Raw genomic sequence first — 17,567 nt, forward strand, 5'->3', positions numbered from 1 at the left:
TCTTCCGCCAGGAGATCATCTTGCACCCATCGGGCACGCCACGCAAAAGCCCGCCCGACACGCCGAATTATCTTCGGACATCGAGCGGGCTTTCACGTGGATAGCTCAAGAACCGCTGAACGTTTGGTTACCGTGTTGCTAGCTTTTTCTGCCTGCTGATATTGACCGACTGCACAATAATCACAAGCAGGAGGGCACCAATAAACACGATCGACGCGAGCACGTTGGCCTGCGCCGGCACGCCCTTGAGCGCCGACACGTAGATGAACTTCGGGAATGTCGTTGCGGTGCCCGAGTTGAAGTTCGTGATGATGAAGTCATCGAACGACAGCGCGAAACTGAGCAGCGCCGCCCCGATGATGCCAGGCATGAGCATCGGCAGGGTGATCCGCCAAAACACCTGTCCAGGCGAAGCGTAGAGGTCACGGCCCGCTTCCTCAATCGCAGGGTTCAGCGACGCAACACGGGCCTTCACCGCGACAACGACGTACGAGATGCAGAACATCACGTGGGCGAGGATCACGGTTCCAAGGCCCTTCTCCACCCCAGCGAGCAGGAACTGCGCTGCCAGTCCAGCTCCGAGCACCACCTCGGGGGTCGCCATCGGCGTGAATAGCAGCAGGCTGATTGTCGAGCGGAACTTGAAACGGTACCGCACGAGCGCGATCGCGATCATCGTGCCGAGCACCGTCGCGATGACAGTCGACACCAAACCGACCATGATCGAGTTGCCAAAAGCTGTGCACACCTGCGGGGCTCCACACGGATTTTGCCAGTTCTCGAGCGTGAAGCCGTTCCAAATAATGTTGTTTCGGCCACGCTTCTCGTTGAACGAGAACATGATGACGTGTGCGATAGGCAGGAGCAGGTAGATGAGGCCGATCGCGCCGACGACCGGAACGAACGCCTTGCCAAGACTGAACTTCTTCACAGCAGATCCTCCGCCCCGCTCTTTCGCACGTACGTTGCGATCATGATGAGGATGATCACCATGAGCATGATCGACAGCGCTGCCGCCATCGGGTAGTTCTGCGTTTGCAAGAAGTTCGACTCGATAACGTTGCCGATCATCGCCGTACTCGTGCCGCCCAAGAACTCACGCGACGCGACAACGTAATCACCGGACATCGGAATGAAGCTCAGCAGCGTGCCCGACACGATGCCTGGCATCGAGAGCGGCAGCGTGACGCGCCGAAACGTTGTCACTGGCGACGCGTACAGGTCAGATCCTGCCTCGAGGAGCCGCAGATCGAGCGCCTGCAGTGACGCGAACATCGGCAGCACCATAAACGGAATGAAGTTGTAGACAAGGCCAAAGATCACCGAGAAGTGCGTGCCGATCAGCTCGCTCGGCAAGATTGACTTCCACGCGAGCGTGCGGAGCAACATGCTAATGAAGAACGGCGCGACGACGAGGATCAGCAGGATCCCCTGCAGCATCGGCTTCGAACGAACCTTCACGCCGATGAGGTACGCCAGCGGGTAGCTGATGAGCAGCCCGATGATCGTCGCCGACAGCGCGTAGATAAATGAGCGCACAAGGTGCGGCCAGTACTCGCTGAGCGCGGTCCAGTAGTTGCCGAACTCGAGTGCGGCGACGTATTGCCCGATCCCGCCCGATGCTGCGGGGGCCTGGAGCGCGGTGAGCGCGAGCTGAATGAAGGGAGCGACGAAGAACAGCAGCATGTACGCGATGCCGGGCGCGAGCAGGAGGAGGACAACCCACCCCTGCCTGCGCGGGTGCTGCTCAACCGCTTTCGTGTTTCCGGAGAATGCCGTAAACGCCATGGCGGTGACCCCCTACTCGGCTCTGGCTGCCTGCGCGGCAATCGCCTGCGTCGAGAACTCGGCAGTGATAGAGCCGGTGTCGGTCTCGTCGTCGGCGAGGCCGAACGTGTGTTCGACGAGCCAGCTCAGCCACACCTCGTCGCCGAGTCGCGCGGCGGGGCCAGCCTCGACGTTCTGTGCGAAGACCTGCACCTGACCGAACTCCGGCGCCTCGACAGTGTACTGCGTGCTGACGCCGCTGAACGAGACATCGGTGATCCTGCCGGGGCCGATCACGTTGACGCCGGCAGACTCCGTCGGCGCGCTACTGTGCAGCCGAATCTTCTCAGGCCGCACACCGACGGTGATGGTGCCCGTCGTGCGCTCAGTGCGCGCGAGCGGAACCGTGATCCTGTCGCCGTTCAGCGAAGCGTGAATCGCGTCGCCGCTCTCCGCCGTCACCTGCACAACGAACAGATTCGACTGGCCGAGGAAGTTGGCAACAAACACTGTCTTCGGCAGCTCGTACAGTACCTCCGGGGCGCCCATCTGCTCGATTCTGCCCTTGTTCATCACGGCGACGGTGTCGGCCATAGTCATGGCCTCCTCCTGGTCGTGCGTGACGTGGAGGAAGGTGAGGCCGACCTCCTGCTGGATCTCCTTGAGCTCGTGCTGCATCTGCCGCCGAAGCTTCAGATCGAGCGCGCCCAGCGGCTCGTCGAGGAGCAGCAGGGCCGGTCGGTTCACGACCGCGCGTGCGAGTGCGACGCGCTGTTGCTGACCGCCCGAGAGCTGTGCAGGCTTTCGATCAGCGACGTGGTCAAGCTCGACAAGGCGGAGCGCCTCGTGAGCCTTCCCCACCGGGTCGCCGATTCTCCGGCGGCGCAATCCGAACGCGACGTTCTCAAGGATCGACATGTGCGGGAACAGCGCATACGACTGGAACACGGTGTTCACCGGGCGCTTGTGGGGTTTCAGCGCGGTGACGTCTGTGCCGCCGATCCTGATCTGCCCCTCACTCGGCTCCTCGAGCCCAGCCACGAGCCGCAACGTCGTTGTCTTGCCGCAGCCAGACGGGCCGAGCAGCGCGAAGAAGGAGCCGGCCGGGATCGTGAGGTCGAGGTTCTCGATCGCGGTGAACCCTGGGAACCGCTTCTGGATTCCGACGAGTTCGAGGTCAGCTCCGGACTCGGCAAATGAGTTGCTCGCAGCCATCGGTTACAGCCCCAGCACCTTCTGGAATTCGGCGGAGTACTTCTTATCTTCCTCGGGTGAGAGGGAGCGGAAGCTGTGCAGGCGAGTCCAGTCTTCCTCTGACGGGAAGATGAGCGGGTTGTCTGCGTTATCAGGGTTCAGCTTGCGCATCGCCTCCTGGGTGCCCTTCACAGGCGGCACGAACGTCACGTAGTCTGCGACCGCCGCCATCACCTCGGGGTCGTAGTAGAAGTTGATCATCTCCTCTGCGAGCTTCTTCTTCGCCGCCTCGGTGCCGTTCGGAACTGTGAAGGAGTCGGCTGCGATCATGCCGCCCGACTCGGGCACCTCGATTGTCCAGCGCGGTCCGTCGGGCGACTCGGCGTTCATCATCACGACGTCGCCGGTCCACACCATCGCCGCGAGGGTGTCGCCGCGCTCCAGATCCTGGGTGTACGAGTTGCCCTTCACGTTCTTGATCTGGCCGCTCTGGATGCCATCGTCAAGCCACTGGATCGCCTCGCCCCACTCCTTGTCACCCCAGGTACCTGCAGGGTCGTAGCCGAGGCCAGCGAGGATGATTCCCATCGTGTCGCGCATCTCCGTGAGCACGCCAACCTTGCCCTTGAGGGAGGGCTGCATAAAGTCGTCGAGCGTCTTGATGCCGCCGGGAACGGCCTCGGTGTCCCACATGAGGCAGGAGGCGGGCAGCTGCCAGGGGATCGTGAACTTTCGGCCCTGGTCAGCGTCGAGCGCATTGAGCTGCGCGTCAACGAGGTTCGCAGTGACGTTCGGCAGGTTGGCGTAATCAAACTCCTGCACCTGCTGAGCCTGGATCAGACGGGCGTTCATCCAGTCCGTGAACGTGATCACGTCGTAGCCGGTGTGCTGGCCAAGCTCGAGCTGGTCCTTGATCTTGCCATAGAACGTGTTGTTGTCGTCGATGTCCTCGATGTACTCGACGGCGATACCTGTCTCCTCGGTGAAGAGGTCGAGGGAGTCGTAACTCCCAGTCTCCTCGTTGAAGTCGAGGTAGTAGGTCCAGTTGCCCCAGACAAGCTTCTTCTTGCTGTCGCCGCCTCCTCCACCGCCTCCAGGGGCGCACGACGCGAGCGTGAGCGCACCGAGTCCAGCGGCTCCGACTGCTGCGCCTTTAAGCATCTGGCGGCGATCGAACTGCGCGCTTCGCACCATGTTCACGATGCTGGCGATCATGGGGTCTTCGGGGATACGGCGTGCCATAAAAGTCTCCTTTGACTCATATTTAGCTACGTTGGGCTCTTTCGTTGAGCCCAACGTGTCGTAGTCACGAATATCCCATACGAGGGGCACCGATGCCAATCGAATGGACGCAGATTCACGGACATCTTCACGAAACAGTTACATTTCAGATGATTTGCCGTCGATCCGCACAGTAAATACGTAATAGATGGACGGAATCCACCGGAAAAACCAAGAATTCATATGGACTGCAGGCTCTCGTTGGTACAGTTTGCAGTGAACACTCATGCGACCCGCCGCCGCACCGACGCGCCGCAGATCAATTGCGTCCAGCTGGGCAAATACGCACATTTTTGGTCCCGAAACAACTGATTCCTTTGCTATTTCCAGGTTGAACTGTCAGAATCAGAAGCGTGAGCAGCAAACGAACTAGTCCTGCCCTCGATTCGACGTCGAAGGCGATCATTGAGCAACTTCAGCTCGACGGTCGCCGCTCGTACGCCGAGATCGGGAAGGCTGTTGGCCTCAGCGAGGCCGCCGTCAGGCAGCGTGTTCAGAAGCTCACGGATGCTGGGGTCATGCAGATTGTTGCAGTGACAGACCCGATGCGACTCGGCTTTCACCGACAAGCAATGCTCGGCATTCGCGTTTCAGGCGATACAAGGGTCGTCGCCGACCGCCTCGCGGAACTACCCGAAGTGAGCTACGTCGTTTTGAGCGCTGGCTCCTTCGACATCCTCGCAGAGGTTGTCTGTGAGGACGACGACGGTCTCATCGAGCTCCTGAACGACAAGATCAGGGACATCGATGGGGTCTCAGCTACTGAGACGTTCGTCTACCTCCAACTCAACAAACAAAAATACGACTGGGGAACGAGATAACCATGTCTTTCGATCCGACTGCTGCGGTCGACACTGCTGCGCTCCAGGCTTCGGCCAAGCGCCACATGTGGCCGCACTTCACTAACCGCAAGGTGCTCAACGACGGTATCCCCGTCATCACGCGCGCCGAGGGCCACCACATTTACGACGCCGCAGGCAAGGAATACATCGACGGCCTCGCAGGCCTGTTCGTTGTCAACGCCGGCCACGGCCGCCAGCGTATCGTCGACGCAGCTGCGAAGCAGATGAAGCAGCTCGACTTCATGCCTCTCTGGTCGTACGCTCACCCCGCCGCAATCGAGCTGTCGGAGCGCCTCGCTTCGTACGCTCCCGGCGAGATGAACAAGGTCTTCTTCACCACCGGTGGTGGCGAGGCTGTTGAGTCAGCGTTCAAGCTGGCGAAGCACTTCTGGAAGATCAAGGGCCAGCCGATGAAGCACAAGGTCATCTCGCGGTCGGTTGCCTACCACGGCACCCCGCAGGGCGCCCTTGCGATCACCGGCATCCCCGACATGAAGAAGTTCTACGAGCCGCTGACCCCCGGTGGTCACCGCGTGCCGAACACCAACTTCTACCGCGCTGAGGAGATGGGCGCGCCCTCGGACGACATCGAGGCATTCGGCCAGTGGGCTGCAAACCGCATCGAAGAGGCAATCCTCTTCGAAGGCCCCGAGACCGTTGCTGCAGTGTTCCTTGAGCCCGTGCAGAACTCGGGTGGCTGCTTCCCGCCTCCCCCCGGCTACTTCAAGCGCGTTCGCGAGATCTGCGATCAGTACGACGTGCTCCTCGTCTCGGATGAGGTCATCTGTGCGTACGGCCGCGTCGGCGATTTCTTCGCTTCGAAGGCACTCGGCTACGAGCCCGACATCATCACCTCGGCAAAGGGCATCACCTCGGGCTACGTCCCGCTCGGTGCGATGATCGTCTCGGACAAGGTGTCGGAGCCCTTCAACTCGGAGGACAACACCTTCTACCACGGCTTCACCTTCGCTGGTCACCCCGCTGCTGCTGCTGCTGCGCTCGAGAACCTCGACATCTTCGAGGAAGAGGACCTTAACGGCCGCGTCCGCGAGAACAGCCCGCTGTTCCGCGCCGAGCTCGAGAAGCTCCTCGACATCGACATCGTCGGCGACGTCCGCGGTGAGGGCTACTTCTTCGGCATCGAGCTTGTCAAGGACAAGTCGACCAAGGAGACCTTCAACGAGGCAGAGTCGAACCGCCTGCTGCGCGACTACCTGTCGCCCGCACTGTGGGACGCAGGCCTGTACTGCCGCGCAGACGATCGTGGAGACCCCGTCATCCAGCTCGCTCCGCCGCTGACAATTGGTCCGGCTGAGTTCGCTGAGATCGGCGGAATCCTCCGCAGCGTTCTGAAGGACGCTTCGTCGAAGATCTAATGATCTGACACGCTCAGCATGGTGGCCCCTCTCGCACTCGCGGGAGGGGCCACTTGCGTGTGTGCCGCCCCGCCCCATGCCCCGGCTAGCCCCGGCCAGCCAGCCCGGGCCGGCCCCGCCCAGCCCAGCCCGGGCCAGCCCCGCCCGGGCCAGCCCCGCCCGCCACGAGACCGGTCTGTCAATCCGAGACCGCCCCGTCCCCCGCACCACCGGGGCCTGTCTCGGAGGTCTGGAACGTTCTCGACCATACCCATCCTCACGGGGGCGGCACGCTGAACGCGCGAAGTCGCGCTCCGAGCAATCGGGCTGAGCGACTCTCTGAGAAGCCCCACCGCACCAGTCCGCAGCCCGTCGCGCCTCGAATCCAGTCTTCGCGCCGTTTCTCTGCAAGCACAACTTCCTCGGGGGTCCGTCTGCCTCGCAGCCGATCGTCAGTGTACTTCGCGTTGCCGTCGACTTCCCCCAGCGTCCGTTTGCCGACGAGCGCAAAATCGACGCGATACATGGAGCCCGAAGGCGCCGGAACTCCGACTTGCAGCTCCACCTCGTATCCGAGTCGGCGAAGCTGCAAGCGGCTCAGGCTTTCGGCGACGGATTCAGATCGGCTATCAGCGAAAGCCAGTCGTCTCCGCGCCCAGGCGACGCCCCGCTCACCCGGCATTGCCGCGAGCTCTTCCCGCAGCACCGCTTGCCATTGCGACTCCGCTTCAGCTGCGTCTCGCCGGGGTGCCAGCGCAACTGCACGGCGAACACCAGCGTCGAGCGTCACGACGCTTTGCTCAGCGCTTGCAAGGCGTGCAACATCGCGCAGTGTCCGCGAGAGGGACGTACACAGCAAACCGCCAATCTCAACAACCACGGATGGCACGATGGCGGCCTGGTGCCTGACGATGTCGCGCGAACTATGGGTGTGCCTTGCCCCCATAAGCGTCACGTGCACGCGTTCGCGATGCATCCCGTAGCCGGGGAGGCCGAGCAGAATTGCGGCGGTCATATGGGAGAACACTGGCCGCACAGACGTCGCGCTGATATTCACGGCGAGCGCTCTGGCTAGGTGCTGCTCATCAGGCGTCCAACTACCGAACCTGGACGCCTCGACGTATACGCCTCGAGCAAGCCGGCGCCAGGTTTCATTTCTCAGCGCGGCCGCGATGACTCGATCATGCACGCCATCATCTCGGAGCCGCACCCGTTGGAAGAGGCAGGACTGCACGTCAAGTATTCTCGCCACTGGATCCATCCGCCGATACTGCCAGCCCTGGGCTTGGAGTGAGTAGGGTGCCGCCGCGCTGTGCGCAACCTTGTCTGCTCCCCCGGGCTCCACCCAGCTGTGGACGAAGTAAGGCCCGACACCGACGCCTCAAGAAAGGTGCCCCAACACTGGACCCAGGAAGTGAGCGAGAACGCGTCATCCTTCCGAGACAGCACCCCGCTGGCGGTGCTGCGGTGCGGTCCGGGAGGGTTGAGGCGGTCTCGGGCAGGAACGGGAGGCGGCCTAAGAGGGTGGGGGCGGTCTCCGGCAGGAACGGGAGGCTGCCTCGGCAGGGATGAGGCCCAGGCCGTGGACCCTTGCTCAGGCCAGCCTTACAGACACGGTCGCTGAGAGAACTACAAGACCTCGCGACTAAATGCGCCACGGTATTCGAGCACCGTGCCGAGCACCGGGTTTCGCACCTCGGCTCGCACCGTGTTTCGTTGGGCATCGTCGTCGAACCCGTCAATCACTTCTGCACGCACTGATGCAAAGGCTGGCAGTCGTATCCGCAGCGGCCCAAACAGCAACCACGCCCGCTCCGAGGACAACCGGAGGAAACCCGACTCGGTTACCGAGCACCTGAGTTCAAGCTCGACGCGGCGCGACGCCCCCACTCGATTTCTGAGCCGGCCCGGACGAGGGCTCGGAAGCAGCACATCGGCAAAGCGCTGGGGCCCGGGCCGAAACATGAAGATTCGTTCAGACTTGAGGCCGAGGCCGGCAGCATCTTCCACCGCAATCGTGTTCTCAACGCGGAACGGCACGTTCCGTTCGTAACGGGTGACGAAAAGGTCGGGTCCAACGAACGGCCGGGCCAACAGATTCAGCCGACCGTAGCGGCTGCCAGCCACAGTGAACTCGCCCTCGACAACGACCGTTGAACCGATGGTTCCCCCTCCAGCGACGTACTTCAGCACTTCAGGGTGAAGCTTACGAGCTTCGTCGCCTAGGGCCTGCAGGAAGACAGAGCCGCCGGGCACGGGGTCGCCGGCGTGGAGTAGTTCGCCTCGCCCCCTGGTCACCGTGATCGCCTCATCGTCCGCATAGCTCCAGGCTAATACCTCTGCGCCCCCGCCCTCCACACGCAAAGAAGCCCCTCTCCCGAAGGAGAGGGGCTTCCCAGAGTCATAGGCGATCAGCCAAGCCGATCACAGACCGAACTTAGCGGCGCAGACCGAGGCGCTCGATGAGCGCACGGTAACGGGCAATGTCCGTCTTCTGGAGGTAAGCCAGGAGGCGGCGACGCTGACCCACGAGGAGGAGCAGACCACGACGCGAGTGGTGATCGTGCTTGTGCTCCTTGAGGTGCTCGGTCAGATCCTTGATACGACGCGACAGCAGCGCTACCTGGACCTCGGGGGATCCGGTGTCGCCAGCAGTAGTCGCGTACTCTTCGATGATCGCCTTCTTGACATCTGTGGGCAATGACATAGGTGATCCCCTTTCTCCAGTTGCGCGGCGCCTTCAGCAGGATGCTTGGGCTCTCTGTATCCGCGGCCGATCGAACGGCAACCTCACAAGCTTAGCACCGATTGCCGGCGGCGGCCACACGTGTTGAGTCGGCAGCGGCGGGTCTCCCCCGAAACACCTGGGAAACAAAGAAGTGACTGAACCGTCGCATACGAGAAACGGTTGCGAAACCGGAGGCGCGCAGACTTGGCAGCACCCAGCCGCACCGGCGCGCGGGGCGACTTTCGGCCAGTGGCGGCCGAGCAGAGGAGAGAACCATGGAAGCAACAGATGTGTGGACGCTCGCGAGCTCCGCGCTCGTACTCATCATGACGCCAGGCCTTGCGCTGTTCTACGGCGGCCTCGTCCGGGTGCGATCGGTCGTGAACATGATGCTGTTCAGCGTGAGCGCGATGGGAGTTGTGGGAGTCCTCTGGATCCTGTTCGGGTACAGCATGAGCGTCTTCGGCGAGGGCGACGGATGGTTCGCCGGGAACCCGCTTCGAGACTTCGGACTCATGAACTCCGACCCTGGCGAGTTCATCGGGGTCGGCTTTGGCGCGGTGTTCGCGATGATCACTACGGCACTCATCTCGGGCGCCATCGCCGACCGTGTCGGCCTCGGCTCATGGGTGCTCTTCGCCGGCGTGTGGGCGACGCTCGTCTACTTCCCAGTCGCGGCGTGGGTGTGGGGCGGCGGCTGGATTGCTCAGCTCGGAACCTGGCTCGGCACTCCCGACGTCATTGATCTTGCTGGTGGCACGGCGATCCACATCAACGCTGGCGCGGCCGCACTCGCGCTTGCGCTCATCGTGGGCAAGCGTCACGACTTCGCGCCCGGCGCCCACAGGCCGCACTCGATCCCGCTCGTGACGATCGGGGCGGCGCTGCTGTGGTTCGGTTGGATCGGCTTCAATGCGGGCCTCGCGGGCGATGCCGCAACCGCCGGCCTCATCCTCGTGAACACACTCGGCGCTCCCGCCGCCGCGATCCTCGGTTGGCTGGCAACTGACGCTCTGCGCGGCCGCAAGCCTGGGGTCATTGGCGCAGCGTCGGGTGCGGTCGCTGGCCTCGTCGCGATCACACCGGCCGCGGCGAACCTCGCCCCGGGGTTCGCGCTGCTCCTCGGTTTGCTCGCGGGCGCGGCCTGCGCATTCGCGATCGAGTGGAAGTTTCGCCTCGGGTTCGACGACTCCCTTGACGTTGTCGGCCTGCACCTCGTCGCGGGTGTGCTGGGAACCGTGTACCTCGGTTTCTTCGCGTTCGACGACGGCCTATTCACTGGTGGAGACGCTGGCCTCCTACTCGTACAGGTGATTTCGGTGCTCGGAGTGGTGATCTACTCATTCGGGGCGTCGCTGCTCATCGCATTGGCGGTCAAGCTCACGACCGGCCTCAGGGTGCCAGCTGAGGTCGAGGAGCGTGGTATCGACGCCGCCATCCACGGCGAGGAAGCGTACGCGTTCGATCAGGATCAGCGCGCCTAGCGCGCAGCGCACGCGGTACGTAGCCAGACTGCACCGTGCGGGAGAGTCAGCGTCGCGCTCTCCCGCACGGGCTTCTGCCGGGGCCGCTAGGCTCTGAATCATGACTGATTCGGTTGATGTTGCAGCTCTGGCCGAGATCGCGGGCTCGCTCGCTCGCGAGGTTGGCGAGGGCGTTCGTGCACAGCGCGCCGTGGGCGTCACGGTCGCGCAGACCAAGTCGAGCCTCACTGACGTCGTGACTGCGGCCGACCAGGAGGCCGAGCGTCTCTTGGCGGCCGGCCTGCGGCGGCTGCGGCCTCACGATGGGCTGCTCGGCGAAGAAGGAGCGAGCACCGCCGGTACCACTGGCGTGACCTGGGTCGTTGACCCGATCGACGGCACGGTGAACTATCTCTACGATCTGCCCGCCTACGCCGTGAGCGTTGCAGCGACTGTCGAAGACGGCGCGCCTGGGACGATGTCTGACGGCCGCCGAGCTGTCGCCGGCGCCGTGTACGTGCCGTCGTCTGGTGAGCTGTTCACGGCGTGGGACGGCGGCGGCGCGTATCTTGACGGCGAGCGACTGTCGGGCCCCACTGACACCGAGCTCGGCAGCACACTGCTCGCGACTGGCTTCGGGTACACCGTCGAGCGCCGCACGGAGCAGGCTGAAGTGCTCCGTCATGTCCTCCCGAGGGTTCGTGACATCCGCCGCATGGGTTCTGCCGCTGTTGACCTGTGCATGCTTGCAGCTGGCAGGCTCGATGCCTACTACGAGCGGGGCCTGCAGCCGTGGGACTACGCGGCTGCGGCGCTCATCGCGCGCGAGGCCGGCGTAGTCGTTCGCGGGCTCGGCGACAACCGTGCGGGTGAGGAACTCCTCATTGCTGGCGCCCGGGGAGTTTCTGCGGAACTCGCGACACTCATCGCGGAGGCCTACCGCCGCCTGTAGCCGTCTGAGATGATGTGGATGAGTTGACCCCATGCATTTCAAAGGAGAAAGTCATGCGCAACGCCCCAACCGATCCCGTGATCGCGGAGCTTGTTCGTCGGGCCAGGAGCACGCAGCTCACTCGGCGCCGCCTGCTTCAAGGCCTCGGCCTCGGTGCGGCTGCGGCCGGCACCGCCTCACTCGCGGCTTGCGCGCCAAGTGGGCCTGCCCACGGCGACGGTTCGGCGGGCAAGTTGCGTTGGGCGAGCTGGACGTACTACCTCGACTTTGATGAGGAGACGCAAGACTTCACGAGCCTGAGCGAGTTCATGGAGCAGTCGAACATCGACGTCGAGTACTTCGAGGACATTGACGACAACAAGATGTTCATGGCGAAGGTCAAGGACCAGTTGAAGCTCGACCAAGACACGGGCTACGACCTGTTCACGCTCACAGACTCATCGCTCATTCGCCTCTGGGAGCAAGAGCAGCTCACTGCCTTCGACCGCGCGCTCATGCCGAATGTTGACGCACAGATGATCGACATGGTGAAGCACTCGTCGTTCGATCCGAGGCGGGAGTGGTCGATCCCCTACCAGGCGGGTATGACCGGCCTCGTCTATAACGCCGAGCTCTACCCGAAAGGTGTCGCCTCGGTGAGCGACCTGTGGAGCGCCGATCTCAAGGGGAAGGTGAGCCTGCTCAGCGAGCAGGACGACACGCTTGGGCTCATCATGCTCGAGCAGGGGGTTGACATCACTGGCGACGCGTGGGGTGACGATGAGTTCTTCGCCGCTCTCGAGGTCGCCGAAGCGCACATTAAGAACGGCGACGTTTACACAGTCAAGGGCAACTCATACACGCAAGACCTACAGAGCGGCGCCGTGCTCGCAGGCATGGCCTGGTCTGGCGACGTGGCGATGCTCAACGAGGAAGAGGGCGAGGAAGTCTGGAAGTTTGTGGTGCCCGAGGCTGGGGCCACACTCTTCATTGACTCGTTCTGCCTCCCAGAAAGCACGGCGGCGTTTGAGCAGTCTCACACTTTGATCGACTACTACTACGAGCCAGAGGTTGCCGCCCAGGTCGCCGAGTACGTGCAGTACGTCACCCCAGTAGCCGGTGCACGCGACGCGATGGCGAAGCTCAACCCAGAAATGGCCGAGAACACACTCGTCTTCCCTGACGACGAGATGTCCGCGCGCATTCACGATATGCGTACCCCGACCGCGCAGGAGGACAACAGGTACGCGCAGGCCTACCAGAAGATCCTCGGGAACTAGCAGGGCAGAGGGCGCAAGCACGAGCGGCGGTGCGGATCAGCTCAAGCTGATCCGCACCGCCGCTTCGCGTGCAGGAGTGAACTACACGCCGAGCAGGGCCTCGATCGGGCCACGCGCGAAGAAGATCACGAACCCAAGGGAGACGATCCAGAGCAGCCAGTGGACCTGCTTCGCACGCCCGGTGAACGCGTGGATAAGCACCCACGAAATGAAGCCGGCGCCGATGCCGTTCGCGATCGAGTAGCTGAGCGGCATGACAGCTGCGGTGAGGAACACAGGCAGCAGCACGCGGAAGTCGCCGAGATCGATGTTCGAGATCTGCGACATCATCATTGCGCCCACGATAACGAGCGCTGCCGCGGCGACCTCTGTCGGGACGATCTGCGTGAGCGGCGTGAAGAACATCGCGAGGAGGAATACGCCGCCGGTGACGATGTTGGCGAGACCCGTACGAGCGCCCTCACCGATACCGGCACCCGACTCGATGAACACAGTTGTCGAAGACGACGAGGTGCCGCCGCCGACAACGGCGCCAACGCCCTCGACGACGAGCGCCGACTTGATGCGTGGGAAGTTGCCTTTTTCGTCGGCGAGCTGAGCCTCGCGCGACAGACCTGTCATCGTGCCCATAGCGTCAAAGAAGTTCGTGAAGAGGAGCGTGAAGACAAGCATGATGACAGTGACAACGCCAACCTTGCCGAAGTCGAAGCTCACGGCCCCAACGAGGCCGAGGTCGGGGACCGCGAACGGGTTGCCCTGCAGCACTGGCTCGGTGAGGCTCCAACCGCCGGGGTTGAGCGAACCGTCAGCACCAAACTTCGGGCCGATCTTCCAGATCGCCTCAACGATCACGGCAATGACGGTGCCGCTGACGAGGCCGATCAGAATGCCGCCCTTCACCTTCTTCGCGACGAGGATGCCAGTCAGCACGAGGGTGACGACGAAGATCACTGTCGGAATTGTCGCGATGAACCCAACGCCCGACGGGCCGAGGCCAACAGGAGGCGACGACTGGCCAGTCGAATCAACGAAGCCCGAGTTCACAAACCCGATAAACGCGATGAAGAAGCCGATACCAACGGTAATAGCGAGCTTCAGCTGTACGGGAACGGCGTCGAAGATCATCCGACGCAGACCAGTTGCCGCGAGCAGCACAATGAGCAGACCGTTGATGATGACGATCGCCATCGCCTCGGGCCACGTGACCTCTTGGACGACGGAGAACGCGAGGAATGCGTTGATGCCGAGGCCTGCTGCAAACGCAAATGGCAGGCGCGACACGATTCCGAAGAGAATTGTCATGACGCCGGCAGCGAGTGCGGTCGCGGCGCTCACCTGACCGAAGTCGAGGATGTTGCCTGCGACGTCTTCCTTGCCCGACAGGATAATCGGGTTGAGGATCACGATGTAGGCCATCGTCACGAAGGTTACGAGTCCACCGCGAACCTCGGTCCCGATCGTTGAACCGCGCTTAGTGATCTCGAAGTAGCGGTCAAGAAAGCCCCGCTCCTTCACCTGCTGTTGTGTGGCGTCTGACACGCACCGCTCCTGTTCCTGAGTGTTGGCTGAACAGGAAAACGGTACCACCTTGCGCCGGGGCTTGGGGCCCGGGCGCAAAGCGGTACCGCTTTGTGAAGGGACGAGAGGGGCTAGCTGACGCCCTTGAGGTCGATGATAAAGATCAGCGTCTTGCCCGAAAGCGGGTGTCCGCCGCTTTCGCCGTAGGCCTGCGCCGGCGGCACGACAAGCTTGCGGCGTCCGCCGACCTTCATTCCGGGAATGCCGACCTGCCAGCCGGGAATCAGGGCCTTGAGCGGGAAGTTCACGGACTCACCGCGGCTCCAGGAGGAGTCGAACTCTTCGCCGGAATCGTACTCAACGCCGAGGTAGTGGACGTCGACTGTGGAACTTGCGGCAGCCTCCGCGCCGTCGCCAACGACGATATCGACGATCTCAAGTTCTGCGGGAGCGGGCCCCTCGGGTGCATCAATCTCTGGCTTAGTAAGCGGTGCATCAGTCATGGGCCCATTCTGACCGATTGCCGACAGCGGCACCATGAGGTTCGCTGAGAGGGGAACTTCTTCTCAGGATCTCCGCCGCGACCTCCCAGACTCAATCGCGACAGGTGAACTGCGCGAACTTAGGCGGTGCGCGACAACGGCTCCAACACGAAAGCCCGGTAATCTAGTTGTGTGAGATTTGCGCATCTAACCCCCGAATCCGGTCCGACCCCCGAACTCTTCATCGAGCGGGGTGACCGGTTTGTCGCACTCCGCGACCTCGGGGAGACCTTCTCCAATTTGCAGGAACTGATCGAGGCGGGCCCCGATGCCCTCGCCCGTATCACCACCGCGTTGGCTGACCTTCCCGACGGTGCGGGAATCCCGAGTGACGGCGTCAGCTACGCCCCCGCGGTCATCAACCCACCCGTCGTTCTCGCGGTGGGGCTCAACTATGACGAGCACGCGAGCGAGCTCGCGCTCGACAACGATTCAGGGCCCGTGCTCTTCACGCTGTTCCCCAACTCCCTGAACGGGCATCAGGGCACTGTCGAGCTGCCGACGCGCATCAGCGAGGAAGTTGACTACGAGGGCGAGCTCGGGGTCATCATTGGCAAGCCTGCAAAGAACGTCACTCCCGAAGAAGCACTCGACTACGTCTTTGGGTACACAGCCATCAATGACATCACCGCGCGCAACGTCCAGTTCGCCGAACCGCAGTGGTCGCGCTGCAAGTCGTTCGACGGTTTCACACCGATCGGCCCAGTCGTTGTGACCGCAGACGAGATCCCTGACCCTCAGGCCCTCGCGATCACCACCGATGTCGACGACCTGCGGGTGCAGGACTCGACGACCGAGTTCATGATCCGCACAGTCGCAGAGCTCATCTCGTCGATCTCGCAGTCGCTCACGATCATGCCCGGAACCGTCATCTCGACGGGCTCCCCCGGCGGCGCCGGTAGGTCACGCAAGCCACCGCTGTATCTCACCGATGGCACCGTCGTGACCGTCACCATCGAGAAGATCGGCGCTGTCACTGCACACTGCGTCTCGATCTAGTCAACGGCAGCCAAACGCGCCCTGCAGCTCGGGGCGCCAGGAGAACCTACGCGGTTGACGCGAGCGAGGCAGCCGAGGCGGCTCGCAACAGAGAATGGCCCTCCAGGAATTCCTGGAGGGCCATTCTCGTGCAATTCGCTTGGCGCTCGGGCGCCGAGACGCTACGCTTCCGGGTTCGGATCGCCCGCGTCGCCAGACGCGGCGTCGTGCTCAATCACCGGGATGGCGCCGGTCTCAGGCGCGAGACCAGCGAGCTTCGATGGCTGCAGGATGTCGTCGAGCTGCGCCTGATCGAGCAGCCCGCGAGACACGACGAGGTCTGATACCTTCGCGTTTGTGGAGAGGGCCTCCTTTGCAAGCTTCGCGGCCTCGGCGTAGCCGATGACAGGCGCAAGCGCGGTGATGACCGTGACCGAACGAGCAACCATGTCCTCAAGGCGATCCTCGTTGGCGGTGATCCCGTCGACGCAGTTCACGCGGAGCGTCTGGCAGGCGCGCTCAAGCCACGTGATCGACTGGAACAGCGAGTGCGCAATGATGGGCTCGAACGCGTTGAGCTGAAGCTGGCCAGCCTCGACGGCCATCGAGACAGTGACATCTGAGCCGGCAACGGCGTAGGCGACCTGCGAGACGGCTTCAGGGATCACCGGGTTCACCTTGCCCGGCATGATCGACGAGCCAGCCTGGCGAGCGGGCAGGTTGATCTCACCGAGGCCGGCCTGCGGGCCAGAGGAGAGCAGGCGAAGGTCGTTCGAGATCTTCGAGAGCTTCAGCGCCGAACGCTTGAGGGCACCGGAGAAGGTCACGAAGACCCCAGTGTCGCTCGTCGACTCAACGAGGTCACCAGCAGTGACAAGGTTGAGCTCCGTGATATCGCGCAGGTGGCGAATCACCGACTCCTTGTACCCCTTCGGCGCGTTGATGCCGGTACCGATAGCGGTCGCACCCATGTTCACCTCGCCGAGCAGCGACACTGCCTCCTGCAGGCGCTCGATGTCCTCGCGGAGCGTCACCGCGAACGCGTTGAACTCCTGGCCGAGGGTCATCGGAACCGCGTCCTGCAGCTGGGTACGCCCAACCTTGATGATGTGCGAGAACTCGCGCCCCTTGGCGGCGAACGACTCAGAGAGCAGGCGCAGCTCCTCGAGCAGGCTACCGAGCGAGAATGCGAGCGCAATCTTGATCGCAGTCGGGTAGGTGTCGTTCGTCGACTGGCTGTGGTTCGTGTGGTCGTTCGGGTTGATGTACGAGTAGTCACCCTTGGCGTGGCCCGCGAGCTCGAGCGCGCGGTTCGTGATGACCTCGTTCGCGTTCATGTTCGACGACGTACCCGCGCCACCCTGCACGACACCGACGACGAACTGATCGTGCAGCATACCGGTCTTGATCTCTTCGCACGCGCGGTCAATGAGGGTCGCACGCTGCTCATCGAGCGCGCCAATCTCAAGGTTTGCGCGCGCGGCGGCCTGCTTCACACATGCGAATGCACGGATGAAGTCGGGGTAGACCGAGATCGGCCTACGCGCGATTGGGAAGTTCTCGTGGGCGCGCGCCGTATGCACGCCCCAGTATGCCGATGCGGGTATTTCGACGCTGCCGAGTGAATCCGTTTCGGTACGGGTTTGGGCAGACATGAAGTCACTCACGAGTATCTCGCTCCAGTGGTT

General features: G+C 62.9%; 16 protein-coding genes. 6 read left to right on the forward strand and 10 right to left on the reverse strand.

The window, feature by feature from the left end; genetic code table 11:
* Nucleotides 1-127: 127 nt before the first annotated feature.
* Genes KI794_RS11285 through KI794_RS11300 form a run of 4 tightly spaced genes read right to left on the reverse strand, consistent with a single transcriptional unit; the run spans nucleotide 128 to nucleotide 4,203 of the window.
* Nucleotides 128-931, reverse strand: a complete 804-nt coding sequence (locus KI794_RS11285) for an ABC transporter permease (protein ID WP_255808146.1) — start codon at nucleotides 929-931, stop codon at nucleotides 128-130.
* Nucleotides 928-1,788: an ABC transporter permease gene (locus KI794_RS11290; RefSeq protein WP_255808147.1), complete on the reverse strand. Its 861-nt coding sequence runs from the start codon at nucleotides 1,786-1,788 to the stop codon at nucleotides 928-930. Before KI794_RS11290 ends, KI794_RS11285 begins: the two co-directional genes overlap by 4 nt.
* Nucleotides 1,789-1,800: 12 nt before the next feature.
* Complete coding sequence (locus KI794_RS11295; protein ID WP_119278982.1) at nucleotides 1,801-2,982, reverse strand: ABC transporter ATP-binding protein; 1,182 nt, start codon at nucleotides 2,980-2,982, stop codon at nucleotides 1,801-1,803.
* A 3-nt stretch (nucleotides 2,983-2,985) separates the two neighbouring features.
* Nucleotides 2,986-4,203, reverse strand: coding sequence for an ABC transporter substrate-binding protein (locus tag KI794_RS11300; RefSeq protein WP_255808148.1), 1,218 nt, complete (start codon nucleotides 4,201-4,203; stop codon nucleotides 2,986-2,988).
* Between the two features lie 392 nt (nucleotides 4,204-4,595).
* Here KI794_RS11300 and KI794_RS11305 point away from each other — a divergent pair, with 392 nt between their 5' ends.
* Entirely contained in the window at nucleotides 4,596-5,063 is a 468-nt protein-coding gene (locus KI794_RS11305) for an Lrp/AsnC family transcriptional regulator (protein WP_119278986.1), read from the forward strand.
* Nucleotides 5,064-5,065: 2 nt separating this feature from the next.
* Nucleotides 5,066-6,460, forward strand: coding sequence for an aspartate aminotransferase family protein (locus KI794_RS11310; protein ID WP_119278989.1), 1,395 nt, complete (start codon nucleotides 5,066-5,068; stop codon nucleotides 6,458-6,460).
* 256 nt (nucleotides 6,461-6,716) lie between these two features.
* On the opposite strand, the gene KI794_RS11315 is transcribed toward KI794_RS11310, so the two are convergent.
* The 3 genes from KI794_RS11315 to rpsO all read right to left on the reverse strand — a co-directional run bounded on the left by KI794_RS11315 (nucleotide 6,717) and on the right by rpsO (nucleotide 9,146).
* Nucleotides 6,717-7,691, reverse strand: a complete 975-nt coding sequence (locus tag KI794_RS11315; protein ID WP_255808149.1) for a hypothetical protein — start codon at nucleotides 7,689-7,691, stop codon at nucleotides 6,717-6,719.
* Between the two features lie 377 nt (nucleotides 7,692-8,068).
* Nucleotides 8,069-8,737 carry a DUF4166 domain-containing protein gene (locus KI794_RS11320; protein ID WP_255808150.1) on the reverse strand — a complete coding sequence of 223 codons (669 nt, stop codon included), beginning with the start codon at nucleotides 8,735-8,737 and terminating at the stop codon, nucleotides 8,069-8,071.
* Between the two features lie 139 nt (nucleotides 8,738-8,876).
* The gene (gene rpsO, locus KI794_RS11325) at nucleotides 8,877-9,146 is read right to left on the reverse strand and encodes a 30S ribosomal protein S15 (RefSeq protein WP_119284600.1); all 270 of its coding nucleotides are present in this window, start codon (nucleotides 9,144-9,146) and stop codon (nucleotides 8,877-8,879) included.
* A 296-nt stretch (nucleotides 9,147-9,442) separates the two neighbouring features.
* Here rpsO and KI794_RS11330 point away from each other — a divergent pair, with 296 nt between their 5' ends.
* From KI794_RS11330 to KI794_RS11340, 3 genes are all read left to right on the forward strand, one after another.
* A complete protein-coding gene (locus KI794_RS11330; protein ID WP_255808151.1) occupies nucleotides 9,443-10,651 on the forward strand; it encodes an ammonium transporter in 1,209 nt (402 codons plus the stop codon).
* 100 nt (nucleotides 10,652-10,751) lie between these two features.
* On the forward strand, nucleotides 10,752-11,582 hold the full coding sequence (locus tag KI794_RS11335; RefSeq protein WP_119284602.1) for an inositol monophosphatase family protein: 831 nt from the start codon (nucleotides 10,752-10,754) through the stop codon (nucleotides 11,580-11,582).
* Between the two features lie 53 nt (nucleotides 11,583-11,635).
* Nucleotides 11,636-12,841, forward strand: coding sequence for an ABC transporter substrate-binding protein (locus tag KI794_RS11340; protein ID WP_255808152.1), 1,206 nt, complete (start codon nucleotides 11,636-11,638; stop codon nucleotides 12,839-12,841).
* 81 nt (nucleotides 12,842-12,922) lie between these two features.
* On the opposite strand, the gene KI794_RS11345 is transcribed toward KI794_RS11340, so the two are convergent.
* Both KI794_RS11345 and KI794_RS11350 read right to left on the reverse strand, forming a co-directional pair.
* A complete protein-coding gene (locus KI794_RS11345) occupies nucleotides 12,923-14,380 on the reverse strand; it encodes an NCS2 family permease (RefSeq protein ID WP_119284604.1) in 1,458 nt (485 codons plus the stop codon).
* Nucleotides 14,381-14,490: 110 nt separating this feature from the next.
* Nucleotides 14,491-14,862, reverse strand: a complete 372-nt coding sequence (locus KI794_RS11350; protein WP_119285027.1) for an FKBP-type peptidyl-prolyl cis-trans isomerase — start codon at nucleotides 14,860-14,862, stop codon at nucleotides 14,491-14,493.
* 171 nt (nucleotides 14,863-15,033) lie between these two features.
* On the opposite strand from KI794_RS11350, the gene KI794_RS11355 reads away from it, so the two are divergent.
* Nucleotides 15,034-15,900 (forward strand): fumarylacetoacetate hydrolase family protein, encoded by an 867-nt coding sequence (locus tag KI794_RS11355; protein ID WP_255808153.1) that lies wholly within the window; start codon nucleotides 15,034-15,036, stop codon nucleotides 15,898-15,900.
* A gap of 161 nt (nucleotides 15,901-16,061) precedes the next feature.
* Here the strand turns inward: KI794_RS11355 and KI794_RS11360 are convergent, their stop codons facing one another.
* Nucleotides 16,062-17,534: an aspartate ammonia-lyase gene (locus KI794_RS11360; RefSeq protein WP_119284606.1), complete on the reverse strand. Its 1,473-nt coding sequence runs from the start codon at nucleotides 17,532-17,534 to the stop codon at nucleotides 16,062-16,064.
* Between the last annotated feature and the right edge of the window lie 33 nt (nucleotides 17,535-17,567).

Origin of the sequence: Leucobacter aridicollis, assembly GCF_024399335.1 — a bacterium.
Taxonomy (GTDB): domain Bacteria; phylum Actinomycetota; class Actinomycetes; order Actinomycetales; family Microbacteriaceae; genus Leucobacter; species Leucobacter aridicollis_A.